15 protein-coding genes, 2 pseudogenes and 1 riboswitch are annotated in these 19104 nt (G+C 58.3%); of the genes and pseudogenes, 13 read left to right on the top strand and 4 right to left on the bottom strand.

Annotated elements, in window-relative coordinates; genetic code table 11:
• The first annotated feature begins 4 nt into the window (after positions 1–4).
• Together rfbD and rfbA are read left to right on the top strand one after the other, a co-directional pair.
• The gene (gene rfbD, locus AC1Q80_RS15080) at positions 5–916 is read left to right on the top strand and encodes a dTDP-4-dehydrorhamnose reductase (RefSeq protein ID WP_492360929.1); all 912 of its coding nucleotides are present in this window, start codon (positions 5–7) and stop codon (positions 914–916) included.
• Positions 913–1779, top strand: a complete 867-nt coding sequence (gene rfbA, locus AC1Q80_RS15075) for a glucose-1-phosphate thymidylyltransferase RfbA (protein WP_176353355.1) — start codon at positions 913–915, stop codon at positions 1777–1779. Before rfbD ends, rfbA begins: the two co-directional genes overlap by 4 nt.
• Positions 1780–1899: 120 nt before the next feature.
• Here the strand turns inward: rfbA and AC1Q80_RS15070 are convergent.
• Positions 1900–2627: pseudogene (locus tag AC1Q80_RS15070) on the bottom strand (integrase core domain-containing protein).
• Positions 2628–2789: 162 nt separating this feature from the next.
• A complete protein-coding gene (locus AC1Q80_RS15065; protein WP_492360928.1) occupies positions 2790–3584 on the bottom strand; it encodes a class I SAM-dependent methyltransferase in 795 nt (264 codons plus the stop codon).
• 171 nt (positions 3585–3755) lie between these two features.
• On the opposite strand from AC1Q80_RS15065, the gene AC1Q80_RS15060 reads away from it, so the two are divergent.
• Entirely contained in the window at positions 3756–4535 is a 780-nt protein-coding gene (locus tag AC1Q80_RS15060; protein WP_176353351.1) for an ABC transporter permease, read from the top strand.
• Positions 4536–4554: 19 nt separating this feature from the next.
• Here AC1Q80_RS15060 and AC1Q80_RS15055 read toward each other — a convergent pair whose 3' ends face one another.
• On the bottom strand, positions 4555–5751 hold the full coding sequence (locus tag AC1Q80_RS15055) for a hypothetical protein (protein WP_492360927.1): 1197 nt from the start codon (positions 5749–5751) through the stop codon (positions 4555–4557).
• 923 nt (positions 5752–6674) lie between these two features.
• On the opposite strand from AC1Q80_RS15055, the pseudogene AC1Q80_RS15050 reads away from it, so the two are divergent.
• The 9 genes and pseudogenes from AC1Q80_RS15050 (at position 6675) to AC1Q80_RS15010 (ending at position 16764) form a co-directional block, all read left to right on the top strand.
• Positions 6675–7130, top strand: a pseudogene (locus tag AC1Q80_RS15050) (lysozyme).
• 124 nt (positions 7131–7254) lie between these two features.
• A complete protein-coding gene (locus AC1Q80_RS15045; RefSeq protein WP_492360926.1) occupies positions 7255–8490 on the top strand; it encodes a class I SAM-dependent methyltransferase in 1236 nt (411 codons plus the stop codon).
• Positions 8491–9701: 1211 nt separating this feature from the next.
• A riboswitch (TPP riboswitch) is annotated at positions 9702–9804 on the top strand.
• Between the two features lie 140 nt (positions 9805–9944).
• Positions 9945–10688, top strand: a complete 744-nt coding sequence (locus AC1Q80_RS15040; RefSeq protein ID WP_492360925.1) for an ABC transporter permease — start codon at positions 9945–9947, stop codon at positions 10686–10688.
• 37 nt (positions 10689–10725) lie between these two features.
• The gene (locus AC1Q80_RS15035; RefSeq protein ID WP_492361080.1) at positions 10726–11670 is read left to right on the top strand and encodes an ABC transporter substrate-binding protein; all 945 of its coding nucleotides are present in this window, start codon (positions 10726–10728) and stop codon (positions 11668–11670) included.
• Positions 11667–12407, top strand: coding sequence for a hydroxyethylthiazole kinase (locus AC1Q80_RS15030; protein ID WP_492360924.1), 741 nt, complete (start codon positions 11667–11669; stop codon positions 12405–12407). Before AC1Q80_RS15035 ends, AC1Q80_RS15030 begins: the two co-directional genes overlap by 4 nt.
• The gene (thiE, locus tag AC1Q80_RS15025) at positions 12394–13056 is read left to right on the top strand and encodes a thiamine phosphate synthase (RefSeq protein WP_492360923.1); all 663 of its coding nucleotides are present in this window, start codon (positions 12394–12396) and stop codon (positions 13054–13056) included. Before AC1Q80_RS15030 ends, thiE begins: the two co-directional genes overlap by 14 nt.
• On the top strand, positions 13053–13862 hold the full coding sequence (gene thiD, locus AC1Q80_RS15020) for a bifunctional hydroxymethylpyrimidine kinase/phosphomethylpyrimidine kinase (protein WP_492360922.1): 810 nt from the start codon (positions 13053–13055) through the stop codon (positions 13860–13862). Before thiE ends, thiD begins: the two co-directional genes overlap by 4 nt.
• On the top strand, positions 13852–15741 hold the full coding sequence (locus AC1Q80_RS15015) for a TRAP transporter large permease (protein WP_492360921.1): 1890 nt from the start codon (positions 13852–13854) through the stop codon (positions 15739–15741). The genes thiD and AC1Q80_RS15015 overlap by 11 nt, the downstream gene beginning before the upstream one ends.
• A 21-nt stretch (positions 15742–15762) precedes the next feature.
• Positions 15763–16764 carry a TRAP transporter substrate-binding protein gene (locus AC1Q80_RS15010; RefSeq protein ID WP_492360920.1) on the top strand — a complete coding sequence of 334 codons (1002 nt, stop codon included), beginning with the start codon at positions 15763–15765 and terminating at the stop codon, positions 16762–16764.
• 339 nt (positions 16765–17103) lie between these two features.
• On the opposite strand, the gene AC1Q80_RS15005 is transcribed toward AC1Q80_RS15010, so the two are convergent.
• Positions 17104–17346 (bottom strand): hypothetical protein, encoded by a 243-nt coding sequence (locus AC1Q80_RS15005; RefSeq protein WP_173422181.1) that lies wholly within the window; start codon positions 17344–17346, stop codon positions 17104–17106.
• A gap of 271 nt (positions 17347–17617) precedes the next feature.
• Between AC1Q80_RS15005 and AC1Q80_RS15000 the strand changes: the two genes are divergently transcribed.
• Positions 17618–19072, top strand: a complete 1455-nt coding sequence (locus AC1Q80_RS15000) for a TrkH family potassium uptake protein (protein WP_492360919.1) — start codon at positions 17618–17620, stop codon at positions 19070–19072.
• Positions 19073–19104 lie beyond the last annotated feature (32 nt).

Below are 19104 nucleotides of genomic sequence, written 5' to 3'. Positions count from 1 at the left end.
CCTCATGAAGATTCTCGTTACCGGTGGTGGAGGGCAGGTTGGAACAGAGTTTCAGCGTCTTCCGTGGAGCCAAAGCGTTGATGTCTGTGCGCCGCATCGGTCGGAGCTTGATCTCACTGATCCGGAGCGTTTGCAGGATTTTGTTCTACAGGGTCAGTTCGATGCGGTGATCAACCTAGCTGCCTACACGGCGGTGGATAATGCCGAACACGATATCGTCAACGCATGGCGGGTGAACGCTTTAGCGGTCGCTGCACTTGCCGAAGCTACGAAGCGTGCAGAGGTGCCACTGGTTCACGTTTCCACGGATTACGTGTTCAATGGTTCGAACTGCACACCGTACAAAGAGGATGACAGCCTGAAGCCACTAGGGGTCTACGGTGCCTCGAAGGCGGGCGGCGAGCAGGCGCTACGCACCGCGAATGCTCGCCACGTTATACTGCGGACTGCTTGGCTGTTTAGCCCGTTTGGCGGCAATTTCGTGAAGACGATGCTGCGGCTGGCCGCAGAGAGACCCGTACTGCGGGTCGTCGACGATCAAATAGGATGCCCGACTTCGGCGAAGGATGTTGCGGCGGCTCTGGCGATCATCACTCGTCGGTTGATTGAGGACAAGGGAGCTCCGACCGGGACCTATCATTTCGTCAATTCTGGAGAAGCGAGTTGGTGCGCGTTCGCGCGTGAGATTTTTCGACAGTCCGCAGATGCAGGGTTCAGGGTTCCTACGGTCGAGGCGATAAGCACTCAAGACTACCCTACACCTGCCGTACGTCCTGCATATTCTTGTCTGTCGACCGAGAAGATTACTCGTGACTTCGGCATTGTGCCTAGAGCCTGGCAAGAAGCTCTCACGGAAACGATTGCCCAACTACATGCCAATGCGCGAACGCGAATTGAAGGGATACGGAAAACATGAAGGGTATTATTCTGGCGGGTGGTTCGGGGACGCGTCTTCATCCCGCTACTCTGGCTGTAAACAAACAGCTCATCCCGGTATATGATAAGCCGATGATTTATTATCCGCTGTCAGTACTGATGATGGCCGACATTCGTGAAATCCTAATTATCTCTTCCCCGGAGCATATAGATAGTTACAAGCGGCTTTTTGGGAATGGGTCGAAATGGGGGCTGACTTTGTCGTATGCAGAGCAGCCAAGTCCTGATGGGCTTGCTCAGGCCTTCATTATCGGCGAGGAATTTGTGGGTGAGGAGAACGTCGCCCTGGTGCTTGGAGACAACATTTTCTTCGGGGCCGGATTGAGTGAGCTCCTGTTGAGGGCACGGCAACGGAAGCACGGCGCAACAGTTTTCGCGTACGAGGTAGACGACCCGGAACGGTATGGTGTCGTTGAACTGGCTAGTGATGGACAGGCGATAAGCCTTGAAGAGAAGCCAACAAATCCCAAATCAAGATTCGCGGTAACCGGGCTCTATTTCTATGACAACAATGTCGTAGACTATGCGAAAGAATTGAAGCCCTCCGCTCGAGGGGAGTATGAGATTACGGACTTAAATCGAATCTATATGGAAAAGGGCGGGCTCTTCGTCGAGAAGATGTCGCGGGGATATGCTTGGCTAGACACCGGCACTCACGATAGCCTTCTGGAGGCCTCAGAGTTTGTCCGAGTAATTCAGCATCGGCAGGGCAATAACATCGCTTGCATCGAGGAAATAGCATATCTAAATGGCTACATCTCGAAAGAAACGCTCTACGAATATGCGAGCGCCTACTCGAAAACTGCCTACGGCCGTTACTTGCTTAAAGTCGCGGACAGTTGATTGCATTTCAAACGACTGAGGTCTGGTTAGTAACCGCTCCAATCATCGCAAGACAACGTGTTAATTTGTCAGTTTTCGAGCGAATGCACAGATTCGAGGATTTGACCCGCCATGGAACTTTTATCCAGCTGGGACTAGAGCCCCGGCGGCCTTGAATGCGCCAGGGGCGCGGCAGGAGGAACCGGCGCAAACGCGAAGCCTTCATCTTGCGCAGCGTTGACGTCGGTTGCAGCGATGGTCCCGGCTAGTCTGCCGGGGTCTGATATCCGAGCGATGAGTGTGGCCGGAAATGGTTATCGTCGCTGCCCGTTCGGCGATGGCGCGACGGACATGGTCGAGACCGAAGAACATGCTCTCGTTGAGCAGTTCGTCGCGCGTCCGGACGTTGAAGGACTCAACATAACCGTTCTGAATCGGCTTTCCCGGAGCGATGTAGTGCCACTCGACCTTGTGATCCTTCGACCGCAAGGATCGCATTCGACGTGAGTTTGGTGCCACTGTCGAAGACGATCGTGCCGGGTTTGCCACGCCGCTCGATCAGCGTCGTCAGCTCTCGGGCTACACGCCGACCGGAGAGAGACTTGTCCGGGAACGCCAGGCATTCTCACAAAGTGCGGCACATCGAGCACCTGTTCGGCCATCAGGTTCTACGGCCTCGTGTTCTCGTCCTCAAGCGCCTTCAGCAGCTTCGCTTCGGAGACTTAAATGCCGCTGTGTTTGGCTTTCCAATCTTAAAACGTCGCTTCTGAAATTCCGTGCTTGCGGCAGTGGTCAGCAGCCTTCGCGCCAGCCTCCTGCTCCTTCAGCGCCGCAATAGTCTGCGCTTCGGTAAATCTCTGCTTCTTCATTCGTCCGCTCTCAATCAGTCGGACCCCAATCCAATCCGGCGGAGGTTACCCGTGACAGGTCACAAATGCCATCGGCAACGAAAAAAAGCCGCCCCTTAGCTGGAGCGGCCCGTTTCTTGGAATATCGTTGGTTGTTTATCGCTTTGTGCAGAACGACGTCTATTAGGCTGGCTTGCGGATTACCCACTCGTCCTGAATGCCGAACCAGTCCTTAGCTGCGAACGAAACGAGCTTGGCATCCGGCAGGGTAGCAATCATCTTCACCACGTACTCGGGCAAGGCGATCGTAGTACCATACTCGCTGCTCTCGATATCGGGCTGGTCGGAATCGCCGCGGTAGGCATAGCCGGGCTGCTCGAACTTGAAGGCACCGAAATGCTCCGGGTAAGTCTCGATGGCGCATTCGCCGTGCGTGGTGAACATGAGAAAACCGCCAGGTGCCAGTGCGTCATAGAGCGCCTTGAGCCAGCCTGCAAAAGATTTGTGCGGCAGGTGCGAGAAGAGGGACAGCACGAAAATGAGGTTGAAGTCAGAACCGACGTCCAATTTCCTGGGATCCAGAGCGGACGGACGAGCAACGACGCCAAGTTCGTTCTGCTTGAAGTCTCGGGCTTCAAGGTGGATATCGGAGGCGACGAGGTTGGTTCGCGGGGAAAGGGCTTTCAGGTGGCGGGTAACGCGGCCGAAACCGGCGGCAAATTCCAGAACCTTGGCCGGCTTGTTGCTGAGGCCTAGTTTCTCCAGTAGGCGCGTAACCTTCGATGCGTCGTTGAAGCCGCCATCGATGTACGCTTGGACAGCCGCGACTTCGCTCATCTTCGCTTGGTGAACGAAGTATCCTAGCAGCTGGTCACATTCATGCAGGGCAGGGCTGACGCCATAGTGTGCGGCCTGCGTCGTGGCAGCGGACTTCATGTCCTCGGAAATATCAATGGCTTTCTTCGCAGCGATACTCACGGAAAATTCCTCAAAGTTATTTCAATCTAGTTCCTCAGGTGGTTCGATCCTTATTACAATTCACAGACGCAAGTCCAGAGCGGCGCTGTGAAGATGGTAGGGTGTCTCGCCAAGCTCGCGTCTAGATGATAGATCGCAGATCGATATGGCGGACGTGCAGGCGAAAATCTCATGATGAAGGAAGCTATCAACGCTCGACTGGCGGTCATTCATGCCCTCATGCTGCGGGACATGAGGACGCGGTTTGGCCGATCGTATCTCGGCTACCTCATAGCCATAGCGTGGCCGCTGACGCACTTGGTAGCTATCGTTGTGTTGACGACATATGCCAATCGGATCATGCCCCTGGGCGGTGACCCCGCCGTCTTCATCTCAACCGGGGTGATGCCCTACGTTCTATGCCTCTATCCGTCGCGAATGATGGGCTACGCGATCGAGTTGAATAAGCCGCTGTTCTTGTTTCCAGCCGTGAAGCCGCTCGACTTGATCGTTTCTCGCGGGATCATAGAGTTTCTGACAGCATTCGTGGTCGTTTTCCTGTTTTTTTGCGGCGCTGCGGTTGCCGGTGTCGATCTGATGCCAATCGATATAGAAACTGGTGCAACAGCGATCCTGGCGACCGTATTCTTTGCCATATCCGTTGGCGTTCTGAATACGATCATCTCGGCGCTGTTCAAGTTCTGGCACATCATATTCATTATTGTGATGCTGATCCTATACATGACGGCCGGTGTGTTTCTGTTGCCGACCGCCATGCCGCAGCGTGTCCAGGATGTGATCTGGTACAATCCATTGTTTCAATGCGTGGAGTGGTTACGGTCGGCGTACTATGAAGGCTACGGTGATGCGATGCTCTCCAAGGGCTATCTGTTGTCTTTCGCTGTAACTTGCCTGTTTCTTGGCCTGCTCGGTGAGCGGTTCATCAGAGGCAAGTTGCTCTCGTCACTTTAGAGAATTGCTGCAATTGGGATCATAGGGCTTCGAATGTCCCGTTCACGACTATCTCGTCTTTCGAGCCAATAGGGAAGGCGCCAGCATAATCGAGAATTTGGAGGTTAGTACTGTTCGCCGCGGCAAGACCTTGGAGCATTTTTCGGGACACGAATGAGCTTCCGGCGAACACCTGTGCGGCCTTGGCGGCTGCGGGTAGGCTAACGGATATTTGTTCCGAACAACTAGCCAGGTCATCGATACGTATTTGAAGCCGAACGTGAATTGTCTTGCCAAAGCCCTTAAAGGCGCCGATCGTATCAGCCTTTCCAATCATTCCAGCGCCACAGGTGATCAAGGGTGTGTACGAGGCCCACGCTGGATCGGACGGAAGCCCAAGGGCGCCTGCTTCCGAGATTTCAAGGAGAGTGGCGCTATCATCGGCATTACGGATCTGAAGGACGCCGCCATTATTTCGGATTGTTTTGGGAGCCGATGATCCGATAACCACGTCGCCAGGTTGCTGACCTCTTTCTAGAGCAGCCGTCCCGCGCACTCGGAAATAGGCGTTACCGGTTGTCCTGTCAGCAGTCGCCAGAAACGCATTCTTCCAGCCGGTCGAGGCGTCAGACTGGAGATATGCGCCAGCGGTAAAAGCGGCGAAATTGGTGCCATAAAAGCTCTCAACATAGGAGCCATAACCGCCTCCTCCGGACATATCGGTTGTCGGCGCCATGTAGGGCCCGTAGGAGTGGACAGCATTGAGCACCGATCCGGAGGGATCAACGAAGGCGGCCCGAAACTCATAGCCTAGAGCTCCTCCAGTATCTTCCGATGTTCCGGTCTTTACCTTGCTGGTGGATGCCAGAACGGTAGCGGCATCGCCCTTTCGTCCTTGCTCGTTGACCAGAAACTGCGTCAAAACTTCGCCTTCAATGTTGGATGTGAGGTAATGTTCCTTTCTTACCGAGAACAAAGTGGTCACATCGGCATTTGCCGGGCCGAATACATGGCTTCCTGGTGCGGTCATGGTTTTGGCGAACCCGACGTATGCACCACCTCCGCGAGGACCTGAAATGGTATCGCGGTGTTCACGAGCCCGGAAGCTCCCGAAGGAGATAGCGTTCCTGCCGTCTGGACCGATCAAGGCACCTTTAGCTCGCGGTGGGGGAACCTCCTGCCCCATGGCCGAGTTGAACACGAGGGCGAAGACCACGGTTACTGCAATTTTCTTCATTGGTTCTCTCCACGGCTGTTCGGACGGTGAGTCCAGCCACCATTCTCGAAGCAAGTCCATATTGCCGGGTGAGGCTAGCGCCCGGTGACCCGATCTCAACACCAAGGCTGAACAAAATTGCTCGGGAAGCTTTTGCCGCCTTGAATTCGGGACTAAGGCCCCTTCACAAGGCAAGAATATTGGAAGCGGGGTATAGGCTTCGCGTCTGTGAATGCGAACGCTTAGTACGGTCCTCTTCGCCTATTCGTAAGGAAAGGGGTCTTTTGCTTCTTATCGCGCCCTTGTCACGACCTGCACTGCCATTGCGGCCTGTCGACCCGCCAAGGGCACAGCGCTTCCGGACCACGACACCTTCAGCCGGCGCCAACTGCGGCCATTGCAATCACAGCGCATCGAAGGCTCCATCATTGAAAGAACCGCGGTCCGGAGAACTGGATTGCGGCTCTGAGTCGCCGGCGGGGGCAAGGGGCTGCGGCAGCTATCGAGAGTATGCCGCTTACCCGTTAAGTGAACACTGCGAGCTGCGTATACTTCTTCGCCACCAAAGATCTTCTGCCGGTCAGCGAGCCATTCGCGGGCTTACGCCCGCCGTAATCGGCCTTAGTCGCGCTCGAGACCCTCGCTGAGTGCGTTGTATTTCTTGAGCATTTGGGGTCTGGTGTCATCTGCTGGTGCAACTCGTCGTGGCTCGACACCATAATATCGCAAGCGTCGATCAAATCATCGATGGTCTGGAGGTTCGCGTCGGAAATCTGTTTCCGATGCGCCGGCAACCGCATCATCAAGTGATCGCGACCGACATTTTGGAAATCCACAGCCTACGATTCAGCCCGACGGTTGAAAGGATTGGCCCACGAAAACAAAAGTAGCGACATGAACATGAGCCGACGCATTGACGTGGCGAGCCTTGCGCTCGTCAAACAATGGGCGGCCTGAAGACGATGGCATATCGGAATGTCAGTCGAATCTGGACTGTCGCCCGTGGCCACACCAGCACCGCTGGTGTTCCGGTCGTGCTACCGAGCATGGCAATCACCGAAGTGGAGGCCGAACAGATCCTGCCGGTCCTCTCGCCAAGTCTGGAGGAGCGGGACTCGCGCATGGTCAAGGTGCCGCCGACCGGCAATCAGTTCGCCGTGCTCGCGTCCTACTAATTCAACACCGGCAAGCTGGACAAGTCGATGCTCCTGAAACGGCTGAACACTGGCGACTATGAAGCGGTACCGGCCGGCCTGATGAGATGGGTCGATGCCGGCGGCAAGCGCTTCAAGGGACTTGTCAACCGATGCTCGGCCGAAGCAGCCCTTTGGGCCAAGGGTGAGTTTGTATCGATCAACGTTGTGCCGGCCGCACCGAAGCCGCCTATGGATACCGGATGAATTCTCCGCAGAAGTGCCGTTCTGGGCTCTTCCCCATCGCGCTCGAAGGGAATGCCAAAAGATGTTGTTTCGTTCCCCGACCGATAATATGACATCCTCGTCGCAGTTCGGTGGAGAATATGGAATGGCAACCCTTGTACTTGGTCCTTCAAACGTTGGTAAATCAACCTTCATGGATGCCCATACCAAAGAGGGAGAGCCACAAGCATTCGGATCCCAAATTGCCACACACATCGATGTGCCCGAGCGGGGATATCTGCACTACAATTTGCTGCACCGGTGCTTAGCGCTTAGGGACGCCGGGATTGAGTTCCGCGAGTGGGACCTCCTCTCGGAGCCGTTGCTTGAAACGATAGTTTCGTCAGGCAGAATCGAAAAGGCTGTTGTGATTGTGGCGCCGATCGAGGAACTTATCGAACGCGCCTCTAGCCGCAAGCATTTTGAGAAAGCGCTCGCGCAATCAACGGGTTACAATTCCGCCCTGTGGGTTGAGATTCTACAAGCCGTAGATTTTTTCGCCCTTTACGAGAAAACTTTTGAGATGCTTGAGGCAAAGGGCATCGACTTCGAGGTGCTTTATTCCTCAAATGAATTCACTCAAAAAGGCTCGCCGGTATTTCTACCGTCTGATCGCACTCTTGCCCACCACAACCTTCGCGGCGTCTTCATTTCCGCGCCAAGCCGGGCGGCCATCCAAGCTGTTATTGATTTGCCCGGACGCGACTATCAAAGGGTGATGCTGCCCAGAAACATGTCGACTGACACGACGAATTTCGATCACGTATCCGAAGGACGTGCGCGAACCTTCAATACATTCCGTGATCGCTCGTTTGTCGGTCGAAGCGTACTAGACATTGGGTGCGCCTTGGGGGATTTTCTGCTGCGTTACGAACGACATGGCGCAACAAAATTATGTGGCGTGGAGCTGAAGCCCAGTCGTTGGGAGGCGGCTGCCGCAATCGCGTCCCTGATGCACAGCAAGGCACTCATACACTGTGGCAACTTCCTGGAAATTCAACTCCACGAACAGTTCGATGACGTTCTCATCCTCAACGTCCTGCATCATGTGCCGGACTTTAAGCGCTTTCTTGCAAAGGCAGTCGAATTCACGCGAGAGCGCTTGATTATCGAGTACCCAACGCTCGACGATAACAAGTTTCAAGCACTCTCCACGGTCGAAGGTGATTTCGAGCATCTTCCAATAATCGGTGTAAGCAACGCAACGGCCGACCAGACGTTCGTCTATACGCAGGCTGCCCTCGTGCGCTTGATCGCTGATCTGGGCCACTTCTCGGTATCGAGCCATCCGTCCCCGATCAAGGAAAGAAGAATCTTGGTCTTTGAACGGTTGCCAGGCTGAGTGGCGCGCGTCCCAATCGACCATGCCGGGCCTTTGGCCGCCCAAGGTCGAATGCGCAGCCATTGGGACCCGACTGGTGCGATCGCATCCGGGCACGGGCGATTGGGGTTCTATTGTTGTTCGATAAATCCCTAGAGCGGCGGAGGTCCAATTGAAATCTCACCCTGCGGCAACTTCCGCATTCAGGCAACAACGTGGCGCGAAAGTCGCCGATGGTTTCCACGGGGCGTTGACTTTCCTGACAGCCCGGCTCGTAGAGATCCTCTAAGCTTGGCGAAGGCCGCTTCGAAGGGATGGGGATCGGACTGTAAGGTGGCAGTAAGGGCAGACAGGCGCCTTAGCCCGGATCATCGGCTCGAGAAGAGAAATTGTCGATAATGACGGCGTCGCTATCTCGCAGTGTGGGGCAAGCAGCGTTTCGACAAAAGTCTCGAAGTGGGCCGATTCATCTTCCAGTCGGCAACGAAATGCTGTCAATCAGTCGCTACGCATATCGGCGGTAGAGGTCTGCATTTCCCAATGATTGAGTAGCACTTTGCTGTTCAGGCGATCGCCCTTGCTGCTTCGGCATCTCACTCTGGTGCCCTTGACCGTCAGTCAGGCGCTGAGTTCCTGCATAGTGATGTCGGCTTCTCATCGATCTCGCGCAGCAGAAGGGTATGATGCAGGTCGAGCTTGAAATGCTGCGGTCCGCCTTCGCGCTTCGGATCAGGTCTACCGGACCACTACCAGATTTTCATCAGCACGACGTAGGAACCCTATACGCTCCAATGACCGGCGGCGGCGTGACAGGAATAGCCGGCATCAAGTAACGGAAGACGCGCTCCTGAAGACCACGCGAATGGGCGTCGGCATCGCAAGCGGTGGCGGGCCGAAAGAGAGTTAAGGAAACCACCACTGCAGAATTCCTACTGATTGAAACTAAAAATCCGCCGCACTAATTTGTCTGGCAAACCTATCCCGTCATGTAAGGTCGACTCTAGGTTTAACTATCCCGGAGGCAGATCCAACAATTCTTAAGACCGGATCTTCCACCGAACACTAAGGATCTGACGGGTTCAGAGACAACACATCAGGCGGAGGTGCTTCCTGAAGCTGGACTCTACCGCATAAAAACCAGCACATCGCACGAAGGGATGGACTCCCGGCGTCTACTCCATTTCGTCGGTCTCATGTTGTTGACAGCCGTCTAAATCTCTCTCATACACTGGGCATATTCCGAGGGGAGCACTTCACAGTGCTGAGATGGCGGTGAGCCGGACCCTTGAACCTGATCCGGGTCATGCCGGCGTAGGAACGGGAAAAGAGCCGCTTTCGGCACACTAATCGCGTCTTCGCTTTCACCTGGGTCTCCGTGATGTTTGTCTGGAGATCGTTCGATGCTGTCTTTTGCCAAGTTGCCGCCGAACGGCGGGGGTGCATTTCGTCCGGGTTGGCGCGTCGGCTGACCGGCGATGCGACTGGTGTTACCATTTGCTCGCAGCCTCGTTGTGCTGGTCATTCTCTGGCAGGTGGCGGTGGTTGTGTTCGCGCCGCCGCGCTACCTGCTGCCGACGCCGCGTGAGGTGCTGGCCGTGTTTGCGCGACAGCCTGCATTTCTGCTTGAGCAGAGCCTGGTGACAATCGCGGAGATGCTGGCCGGTCTCGCGGTCGGGACGGCCTTCGGCGTTGCCACGGCAATCGGCATTGCAGCTTTTCCGAGGCTCGGAAAGCTCGTCTGGCCGCTCGTGCTAGTGCTGCAAGCCTTTCCCGTCTTCGTCATCGCGCCATTGCTGGTTCTGTGGTTCGGATTCGGCATGGTGTCGAAGATCGTGATGGCGACGATCGTCACCTTCTTTCCTGTCGTTTCCGCCTTCTCTGATGGCCTGCGCCGCACCGATACGCAGATTCTCGATGCCGTCGCGCTGACCAAGGCAAGTCACTGGCAGGCGCTCAGGCTTGTGCGGGTGCCGTTGGCCCTGCCGGGGCTGGCGTCTGGTCTGCGCGTTGCGGCGCCCCTGGCGCCGCTCGGTGCCGTCGTCGGCGAATGGGTTGGCGCCGCGGCCGGCCTTGGCTTCGTGATCGTCCAGGCCAATGCGCGCATGCAGACCGATGTCGTCTTCGCAGCCATGGCCATCCTTGCTGTCCTCGCTGTCGGCCTCAGGCTTCTCGTCGATGAGGCAACCCGTCCACTCGCGCACTGGGAGCGAGAAACCTGAATTCCGGAAATCAATTGGGAGTGTTCATCTAGTCATGATCCGCAAAATTCTGCTCTCTGCCAGCCTAGCTGTCGGTGTCGTCTTTTCAGCCGGCTCGGCGGCTGCCGCCGAAAAGCTGACCGTGATGCTCGAGTGGTTCGTCAATCCGGACCACGCGCCGATCGTTGTCGCAAAACAGCTCGGCCTGTTCGAAAAGGCAGGGCTCGACGTCGAGTTGGTCCCGCCGGCCGATCCTTCCAGCGTGCCGCGGCTCGTGGCGGCGGGGCAGGCAGATATCGGCGTGCATTATCAGCCGAACCTCTATCTCGATCATGCCGCCGGTTTGCCGCTCGTTCGCATCGGCACCCTGGTCGAAACACCGCTCAACACCGTCACCGTCCTCGATGACGGGCCGATCCGCAGTTTGGCTGACCTTAAAGGCAAGAAGATTGGCTTCTCGGTTTCCGGATTCGAGGATGCGATGCTCGGTCGGATGCTCGCCTCTGCGGGCCTAAAGAAGGAAGACGTCGAACTAATCAACGTCAACTTTGCGCTCTCTCCGTCGCTGATCGCCGGCAAGGTCGATGCAACGATCGGCGGCTTCAGGAATTTCGAGCTGACGCAGATGCGTCTCGAGGGCCATGAGGGCCGATCCTTTTTTCCCGAGGAACATGGCGTACCAGTCTATGACGAGCTCGTCTTCGTCACCGACAAGGCAAAGATTGCGGACAAGCGTCTGCGGCCTTTCCTCGCGGCGGTGGAACAGGGGGCAATCTTCCTCACCAATCATCCATACGAAGCCTGGAAGCTGTTCATCAAGGCCTATCCAAATCTCGATGACGAGCTCAATCGCAGTGCATTCACGGACACGCTGCCGCGCTTCGCCAAAAGGCCGGCCGCGCTCGATCGCGTTCGCTATGAGCGGTTTGGCGCTTTTCTCGCCGAAAGCGGGCTAATCGGCAAGGCGCCCGATATTGGCGATATCGCGGTGGAAATCCGATGACGGGCGATACAGGTTTCATTGAAAATGCTGCTGCATCGCTGGCTCTTGTCCGGCGGCGACGGCCGCGTTTGCATTGCCTGATGAATACAGTGGTGCAGAAGTTCGTGGCCGATGGGCTCGCGGCGCTTGGCGCGATCCCTTCCATGACTTCATCAACAGAAGAGGTCGAGGCCTTCGCCAGACGCGCGGATGCACTCGTCGTCAATCTGGGGACGCTGAGCGAGGAGCGCCGCACCGCGATCCGCCTGGCGACCGCCGTTGCGCACGACGCCCGCAAGCCGTGGATCGTCGATCCCGTGCATTGCGACTATTCGCCATCACGGCTCGCCTTTGCCAGGGAGCTCCTGGCATCCGGGCCTTCCGTTGTTCGCGGTAACGCAAGCGAGATGGATATCATCGGTGAGGCCAACGGCGTCTTGAAAATCAAGACAGGACCCGTCGACGAACTCACGCTGGGTCGACTTGCGACCCGGGTTGAGAACGGCCACCCACTCATGGCGCAAGTCACGGGCACCGGGTGCCTCTCGGGTGCCTTGATCGCGGCCTTCATGGCCGTCGAGCCGGATCGCCTGAAGGCGGCCACGGGTGCGCTTTTGACCAGCGGCGTCGCTGCTGAGATCGCCGCACGGAGATCGAGTGGCCCCGGGACCTTCGAGGTCGCATTCCGCGATGCGCTCGCATCGCTCCGCCCTGAGGATATTATCGCCAACGCCAGGATCTCCCATGCCCAAGGTTGATTACCGCCTGAATGCCATCGTCGACGCGCGCCTTGCCGACACGGCGAACTTGGCTGATCTGGCGCGCATTGCTGCGCGCAATGGCGCTACGCTGATCCAGTATCGTGACAAGACGAACGCCACCCGTGCGATGATCGAACAGGCGCGGGCAATCGGCGCAGCGCTTGCCGGCACCGGCGTGCCTTTCGTCGTCAATGATCGTGTCGATGTGGCGTTGGCGGCGGGCGCGGATGGTGTGCACCTCGGCCGGGACGATATGGATGCGGTGGCGGCTCGCTCGATCCTGGGTGAGGCCGCGATCATCGGCCTGACGGTCAAGAACGATGCGGATGCGCAGGTCGCGATTGCCTCGCCGATCGGCTATGCCTGCATCGGCGGCGTCTACGCGACGCTGTCGAAGCACAACCCCGACCGGCCGGTCGGGGTTGAAGGTTTCGCCAGACTTCGCGCGATGCTTCTCGCCGCCAAGCCGCAGCTCCCAGTCGGGGCTATCGCCGGCATCGATGCGCAGCGCGCAAGCGAGGTCGTTGGCGCAGGAGCTGACGGCGTTGCGGTCATTTCCGCAATTTTCTCCGAGGCGGACCCGGCAGCAGCCACACGCGAATTGCGTGCCTGCGTTGATCGGGCATTGAAGGAGGCCGCACGATGACCGCCATCGCTGTTACCATTGCAGGCTCGGATTCCGGCGGCGGGGCAGGTATCCAGGCCGACCTGAAGGCCTTCTCCGCCCTGGGTGTCTATGGCGCAAGCGTCATCACAGCGATCACGGCGCAGAACACCCGCGGCGTGACCGCCGTCGAGGATATCTCGCCGGTGATGGTTCAGGGGCAGATCGATGCAGTGTTTTCGGATCTCGCTGTCGGCGCCGTGAAGATCGGCATGGTGTCCCGAGAGGAAACGATTGCAATCATCGCCGACGGGCTTCGCCGTTACGGCAAGATGGCGGTGCTCGACCCCGTTATGGTCGCCACATCCGGCGATGCTTTGCTTCGTCCGGACGCCATTGCCACGCTGAGAGAAGAGCTTCTGCCACTGGCGCTGGTTGCCACTCCCAATCTACCGGAGGCGGCCTTGCTCACCGGCCGTGCGATCGCGACGGATGAGGCAGAGATGGCCCGTCAGGCGGACCTCCTTCTGAAAGCCGGTGCGCATTCTGTTTTGATGAAGGGCGGCCATGGGCACGGGGCCGAGGCAACCGACATCTTCTACGACGGCGGAGAGCCCATCCGATTGACGGCGCCGCGCATCGAAACCACGAATGATCATGGCACCGGATGCACGCTGTCTGCAGCGATCGCCGCGGGTCTCGCGCGCGGCCTCACACTGGTCGATGCAGTTGCTGCCGCGAAGGACTATCTGCACCGCGCCATCGTCGCCGCCGGCAATCTGAAGGTCGGGCAGGGCCGGGGACCGGTCCATCACTTCCATCGCTGGTGGCAGCCTGATGCTCGCTAGCGTGGCGCAATCGTTGTCGCGGTGGTTGGAGCGCACGCTGGAGCTTGCAGGCGCACTGGTGCTTGCTGCTCTGCTCGCGACAGTGACGCTTTCGGTTGCTCTTCGATATCTGGCGGCAAGTGGCTTCACCGGCATCGAAGAAGCGGCGAGTTGGCTGTTGGTCGGGCTTGTTTCGATCGGGCTGCCACTAGCCTCGACCGCTGGGGCATTGCGGATCGATTTGTTCGAGAGGCGATCGGCACCTGGTGATGGCTATGATCACGGACCAACCGCGCGCGGCTTGCCCGAGATCGTTGCGGAAAGCAAAGACCAAACGTTGCCTGGAACCGGATGGCTTGCCGCCTGCGACCTGCGCAGATTGTTCTCGGGCGCCATTACCCTGCTTGCCTGCATCGTGCTGATATCCGGCAGCGGCCACGCGGCGCTGGATCTTGGCGGTGTTTCGCCATCGCTCGGTCTGTCTGAAGGGTTACGGCCTGCCATGTTGAGTGCCGGCGCGGTCGTGGCGATTGTGGCGATTGTGCTTAGCCACCTGGCAGAAAAGCGCATTGCCGCGTTTGGTTTGATGCTGGCCATTGCGATCGGATTGCATTGGGCTGTTGGCGCAGCGCAGGTCTTAAACTTGGTGTCACCCAGCCTCATGCTCTGCTGTCTTGCGCTTGCGGCCATTTTGGCTGGAACGCCGCTTCCCCATGCCTTCATCGCTGCGGCCTATGTCGTCGTGGCCTTCGGTGCGCCAATGCCGGAGGAGGCGATGGCTGCGGCCACATTGTCCGGCCTGTCGCGTTATCTACTGACTGCCATCCCATTCTTCCTGCTCGCAGGTGCGCTTTTGACAGCCTCCGGCATCGCCGGTGACCTGGTTCGCTTTGCCGCAGCGCTCGTTGGCCACCGTCGCGCCGGGCTCGGACAAACGGTGCTTTTGACCGGCGTGCTCTTTTCCGGAGCCTCGGGGTCGTCAATCGCCAATGCGGCGTTCGGTACCGCCGCTTTCATGCCGCAGTTGACGGCGCGCGGGACACCTCCCGAGCGGGCCGGTGCGTTGATTGCCGCCGTCTCCGTGCTCGACAATATCATCCCACCATCGATTGCCTTTCTGATCCTTGCTGCAGCCGCGGACCTTTCGACCGGCAAGCTCCTCGCCGGTGGATTTGTCGCAGGCCTGGTGATGGCCGCAACGCTTGCAGTTGCAATCCATCTGACGGGCGCGACGGCAGCGGGCGCAGACAGGGCATCGGTGGGAGAGTGCCGCAGATCCGGCGTGAGAGCTCTGCCCGCCTTCGGCCTCGGTATCATTGTCGTCGCCGGCATTCGCGCCGGCATGGTGTCCCCGACGGAGGCTGCTGCCCTTGCGGCGGCCTATACCTTGATTGCAGCCGTCTTTAAGCGGACGACTGCCCAAGAGGTTGGCACCGCCTTCCGGCATTCGGCGCGTGAAACCGCGGCGATCCTGCTGTTGATTGGTTCGGCAGCACCCTTCGCATTCCTCATCGCGGTCGATGGCCTGGCGGCCCAGGCCTCGTCTGCGGCAAGTTGGCTCGGGTCCAATCCGTTCCTCGTGATCGCTGCGCTCAACCTGTTGCTGCTTGGCGTCGGTCTTTTCCTCGATATTGGTGCGGCAATCCTGTTGTTTGCGCCGTTGACGCTGCCAGTCGCCGTCTCGGCCGGTATCGACCCCATACATTTTGGCGTGATCCTGGTCGTCAACTTGATGATCGGCGGTTTGACGCCACCCGTCGGCATCCTCGTGCAAACGGTCGGCAACGCGTCCGGCGTTCCCGTTGTGGCGTTGTTTGCCGCTTCGCGGCCCTATCTGCTCGCGCTCTTGTCGGCACTGGCACTTCTCAGTTTTTCCGCCGCACTCGTTGCCTGCTTTTGAACCCTTAGGGAGGGAATGGAAATGCTTCGCCTCAATCGCCGCGCATTCAATCTGAGCCTGCTTGCCACCGGCACGACAGCCCTTGCCGCTCCGGCTTTGACGGGCCGGGCCGTGGCCGCCCGCCCAGTACTCATCGCCTCGCTGCTGGGTGAGAACAAGCCGGAGACGAAGGTCTGGCTGAAGATCCGCGATCTCGTCGCGGCCGCGCTCCCCGGGCGATTTGCCTTCAACATCGTCCCCAATGCAGCACTTGGCAGCGAGAAAGACGTCAACGAAGGTCTGAGGCTTGGCGCAATTCAGGGGAGCCTCTCCACCCTTTCGGCCCTGTCTGCCTGGGCGCCGGAGAGCCAGCTCTTCGACATGCCTTTTCTTTTCCGCGATGCCGAGCATGTCCGCGCCACGGTCGCGTCCAAAACAGGTGAGGGCTTGAAGGCGAAACTGGAAGAGGAAGGGTTCATCGTTGGAGACTATGTCAACTACGGTGCCCGCCACCTGCTCGCCAAGGAGCCACTGACACGTCCAGCGGATGTCGCCGGCAAAAGGCTGCGTGTCATTCAGAGCCCGCTTCATGCGACGCTATGGCAGAGCTTTGGCGCCGTCCCTGTCGGTCTGCCGATCACGGAGACCTATAATGCGCTGGCGACCGGCGTCGTCGATGCCATGGACCTGACGAAATCCGCCTATGCCGGTTTCAAGCTCTACGAGGTCGTGCCCGAGGTGATCGAGACAGGCCACATCTGGGCATCGGGTGCGCTCGTTTTCGCCAAGGGCTTTTGGAAGGGCCTCTCCGCGGAGGAGCAGGATGTGTTTCGAAATGCGGCTATCGAGGGCGCGCGGTATTTCAACGAGTTGATCGTTGCCGATGAGGTTGCGTCGATGGCTGCCGCGAAAGCAGCGGGTGCGCGCTTCAACGCCGCCGAGGACCGCGACCAGTGGATCGCGGGCGCACGAAATGTGTGGGTGGCCTACGCGGATAAAGTGGGTGGCATGGAGGCGGTCGAAGCCGTGCAGGCAATGGGCTAAGATAGATTGGCCGGTGAGGCGCTAAACCTGAATTCCTCCTGCTGTTTTGCTAGGTTGATCCCGAACGCATAGAGGTGCCGTTGTCACTGCCCCGCCGCTTATGGGACATTGCCTGGCTCTGACAGGATGTTGAATGGGCTCCTGACAGCAGGACGAGGACGTCGGGTAGCATTGCAGGCACGCAATACCGCTGCCGCCTGCATTCGCGCCATGGGACGCGCCTAAGAGTCTGAGTTGTTGGCGGTGAGCGCTGAACGAGCGCGCATGTCCATCGCCGAACGCACAAGCTTAGCGCCGATGTTGTCCGCTGCAGCCAAACACAATGCCAACGATTGCTAGCTAGCGACGCGCAACGCGGCTCGTCGCCGGCTCCAGCCCCTTGCCGCGATAGGCGACCGGGATACCGAGAGTTTCATGCGCGGTTGCCAAAGCCTCGAGCCAGGTCGCCAGTTCTGCCGGCACCTTTTCGTCGCCCGTTTCCATCGCCTCGATCCACGCCAGATTGCAATGGAGAGCGCTCGCGAGATTGATCGGTGTCCAGCGAAGGGCAAGCAGGCATTGGGTAAATCGTGCGGGGGTCATTTTTTGCTCAGGATTGCGAGTGCGTCTGTTCAATGAGGCTTTACACGCGGAAATGAGTCAAGGTGATGACGTGTCGCACCACGATCACGTGATCACGCGTCCGATCCACAGCGATTGTCGGGACGGTGCAACACTTGCCAGCATTGGCGCCGCGTGATGTCGAACTTGCGTTTGTCGACGCTGCCCGGTAATGCCGATGATGATGGCAGGTGACAGCGACTCGCGCAGCGCGAGCGGGCATGGGGACAGCCAAGACCGAGGCGATTGACCGTTGAACGCGACCATTTACCAGTCCGCCATCAACATTGCCGCAAAGGTCGGGCTCTATCTTTCGCTCACCATGCTCATCCCCGCGCTGGTTGATCTGTATTTCGGCCATCCCGACTGGAAGGTCTTCGCTCTCTCGGCGTGCCTGATGGGTAGCCTTTCGCTGGTCACCGTTGCGGCAACGCAAGGCGGACCGCCGCCCTTCAACCGAAAGATGGGCTTTCTGCTCGTCAACCTGCTGTGGCTCGTCGTCTCCATTGTCGGTGCCGTTCCCTTCTGGCTGTCCTCGGTCAATCTCGATTTTGCCGAGGCGCTGTTCGAATCGGTGTCCGGGATTACCACCACGGGTTCAACTGTGATTGCCGGCCTGGACAACGCGCCACCGGGCATCCTCGTCTGGCGTTCGCTGCTTCACTGGCTCGGCGGCATCGGGATCGTGGCACTCGGCCTGTTCGTCATGCCGTATCTGCGCGTGGGGGGCCTATCCTTCTTCAAGATGGAATCGTCGGATACCACCGAGAAGCCGTTTGCACGCATCGTCACCTATACCCGGGCCTTCGTGCTGATCTATATCGTCATGACGGTGACTTGCGCGGTCATTTACGGCTATCTCGGGATGAACCGTTTCGATGCGATCAATCACGCGATGTCGACGATTGCGACAGGCGGTTTTTCCACCCATGACGCCTCGCTTGGCTACTTCAACAGCCTGCCGATCCTGTGGGTGGCGACCTTCTTCATGACGCTGAGCAGCCTGCCGTTTTCGGTCTTGATCCTCTTCATCGTCCGCGGTCGACTGGATACGCTGAAGGATCCGCAGATCATCGTGTTCCTGTCCTATCTGACCGTGCTTGCGATCGCTGCCAGCCTGTTTCAGCGGCTGGAAAATGGCGTAGCCTTTCACGAGGCTTTGGCGCACGGCTTCTTCACTGTTTCGTCGATCCTGTCGACAACGGGCTTTGCCAGCGACGACTACATGCTGTGGGGAGATTTCATCGTTGCGCTTGCGTTTGCGGCGACCTTCATGGGCGGATGTTCCGGTTCGACGGCCGGGGGCATGAAAGCCTATCGCTTCATCATCATCTTCAATTCCATCCGGGCCGGGCTCTACAAGCTCATCTATCCGAACGGGATCCATACGGTTCGCTATGGCAAGGCGCTGGTCGATATTGATGTCCAGCGCACCGTCTTCCTGTTCTTCACCGCCTACATGATGATCTGGGCCTTCGGCAGCCTTGCCATGGGGGCCTTCGGTTACGATCTTCTGACATCGGCGTCGGCGATCGCCACGGCTCTTTCAAACGTCGGTGCCGGGCTCGGCCCGATCATCGGGCCAGCCGGAAACTTCTCCACCTTGCACGATCCGGCGCTCTATCTCCTGTCGATCATGATGCTGCTCGGACGTCTTGAGATCCTGACCGTTCTGGTCGTTCTGACACCGCTGTTCTGGAAGGAGTAATGTCGGAGAGCCCAAGTCAATTGGGCTCCCGT

The sequence above is a fragment of the Ensifer sp. GW823-FHT05D09 genome, assembly GCF_058795755.1.
Note: the sequence above shows the minus strand (reverse complement) of the source record. Positions and strands in the feature narration are given on the sequence as shown.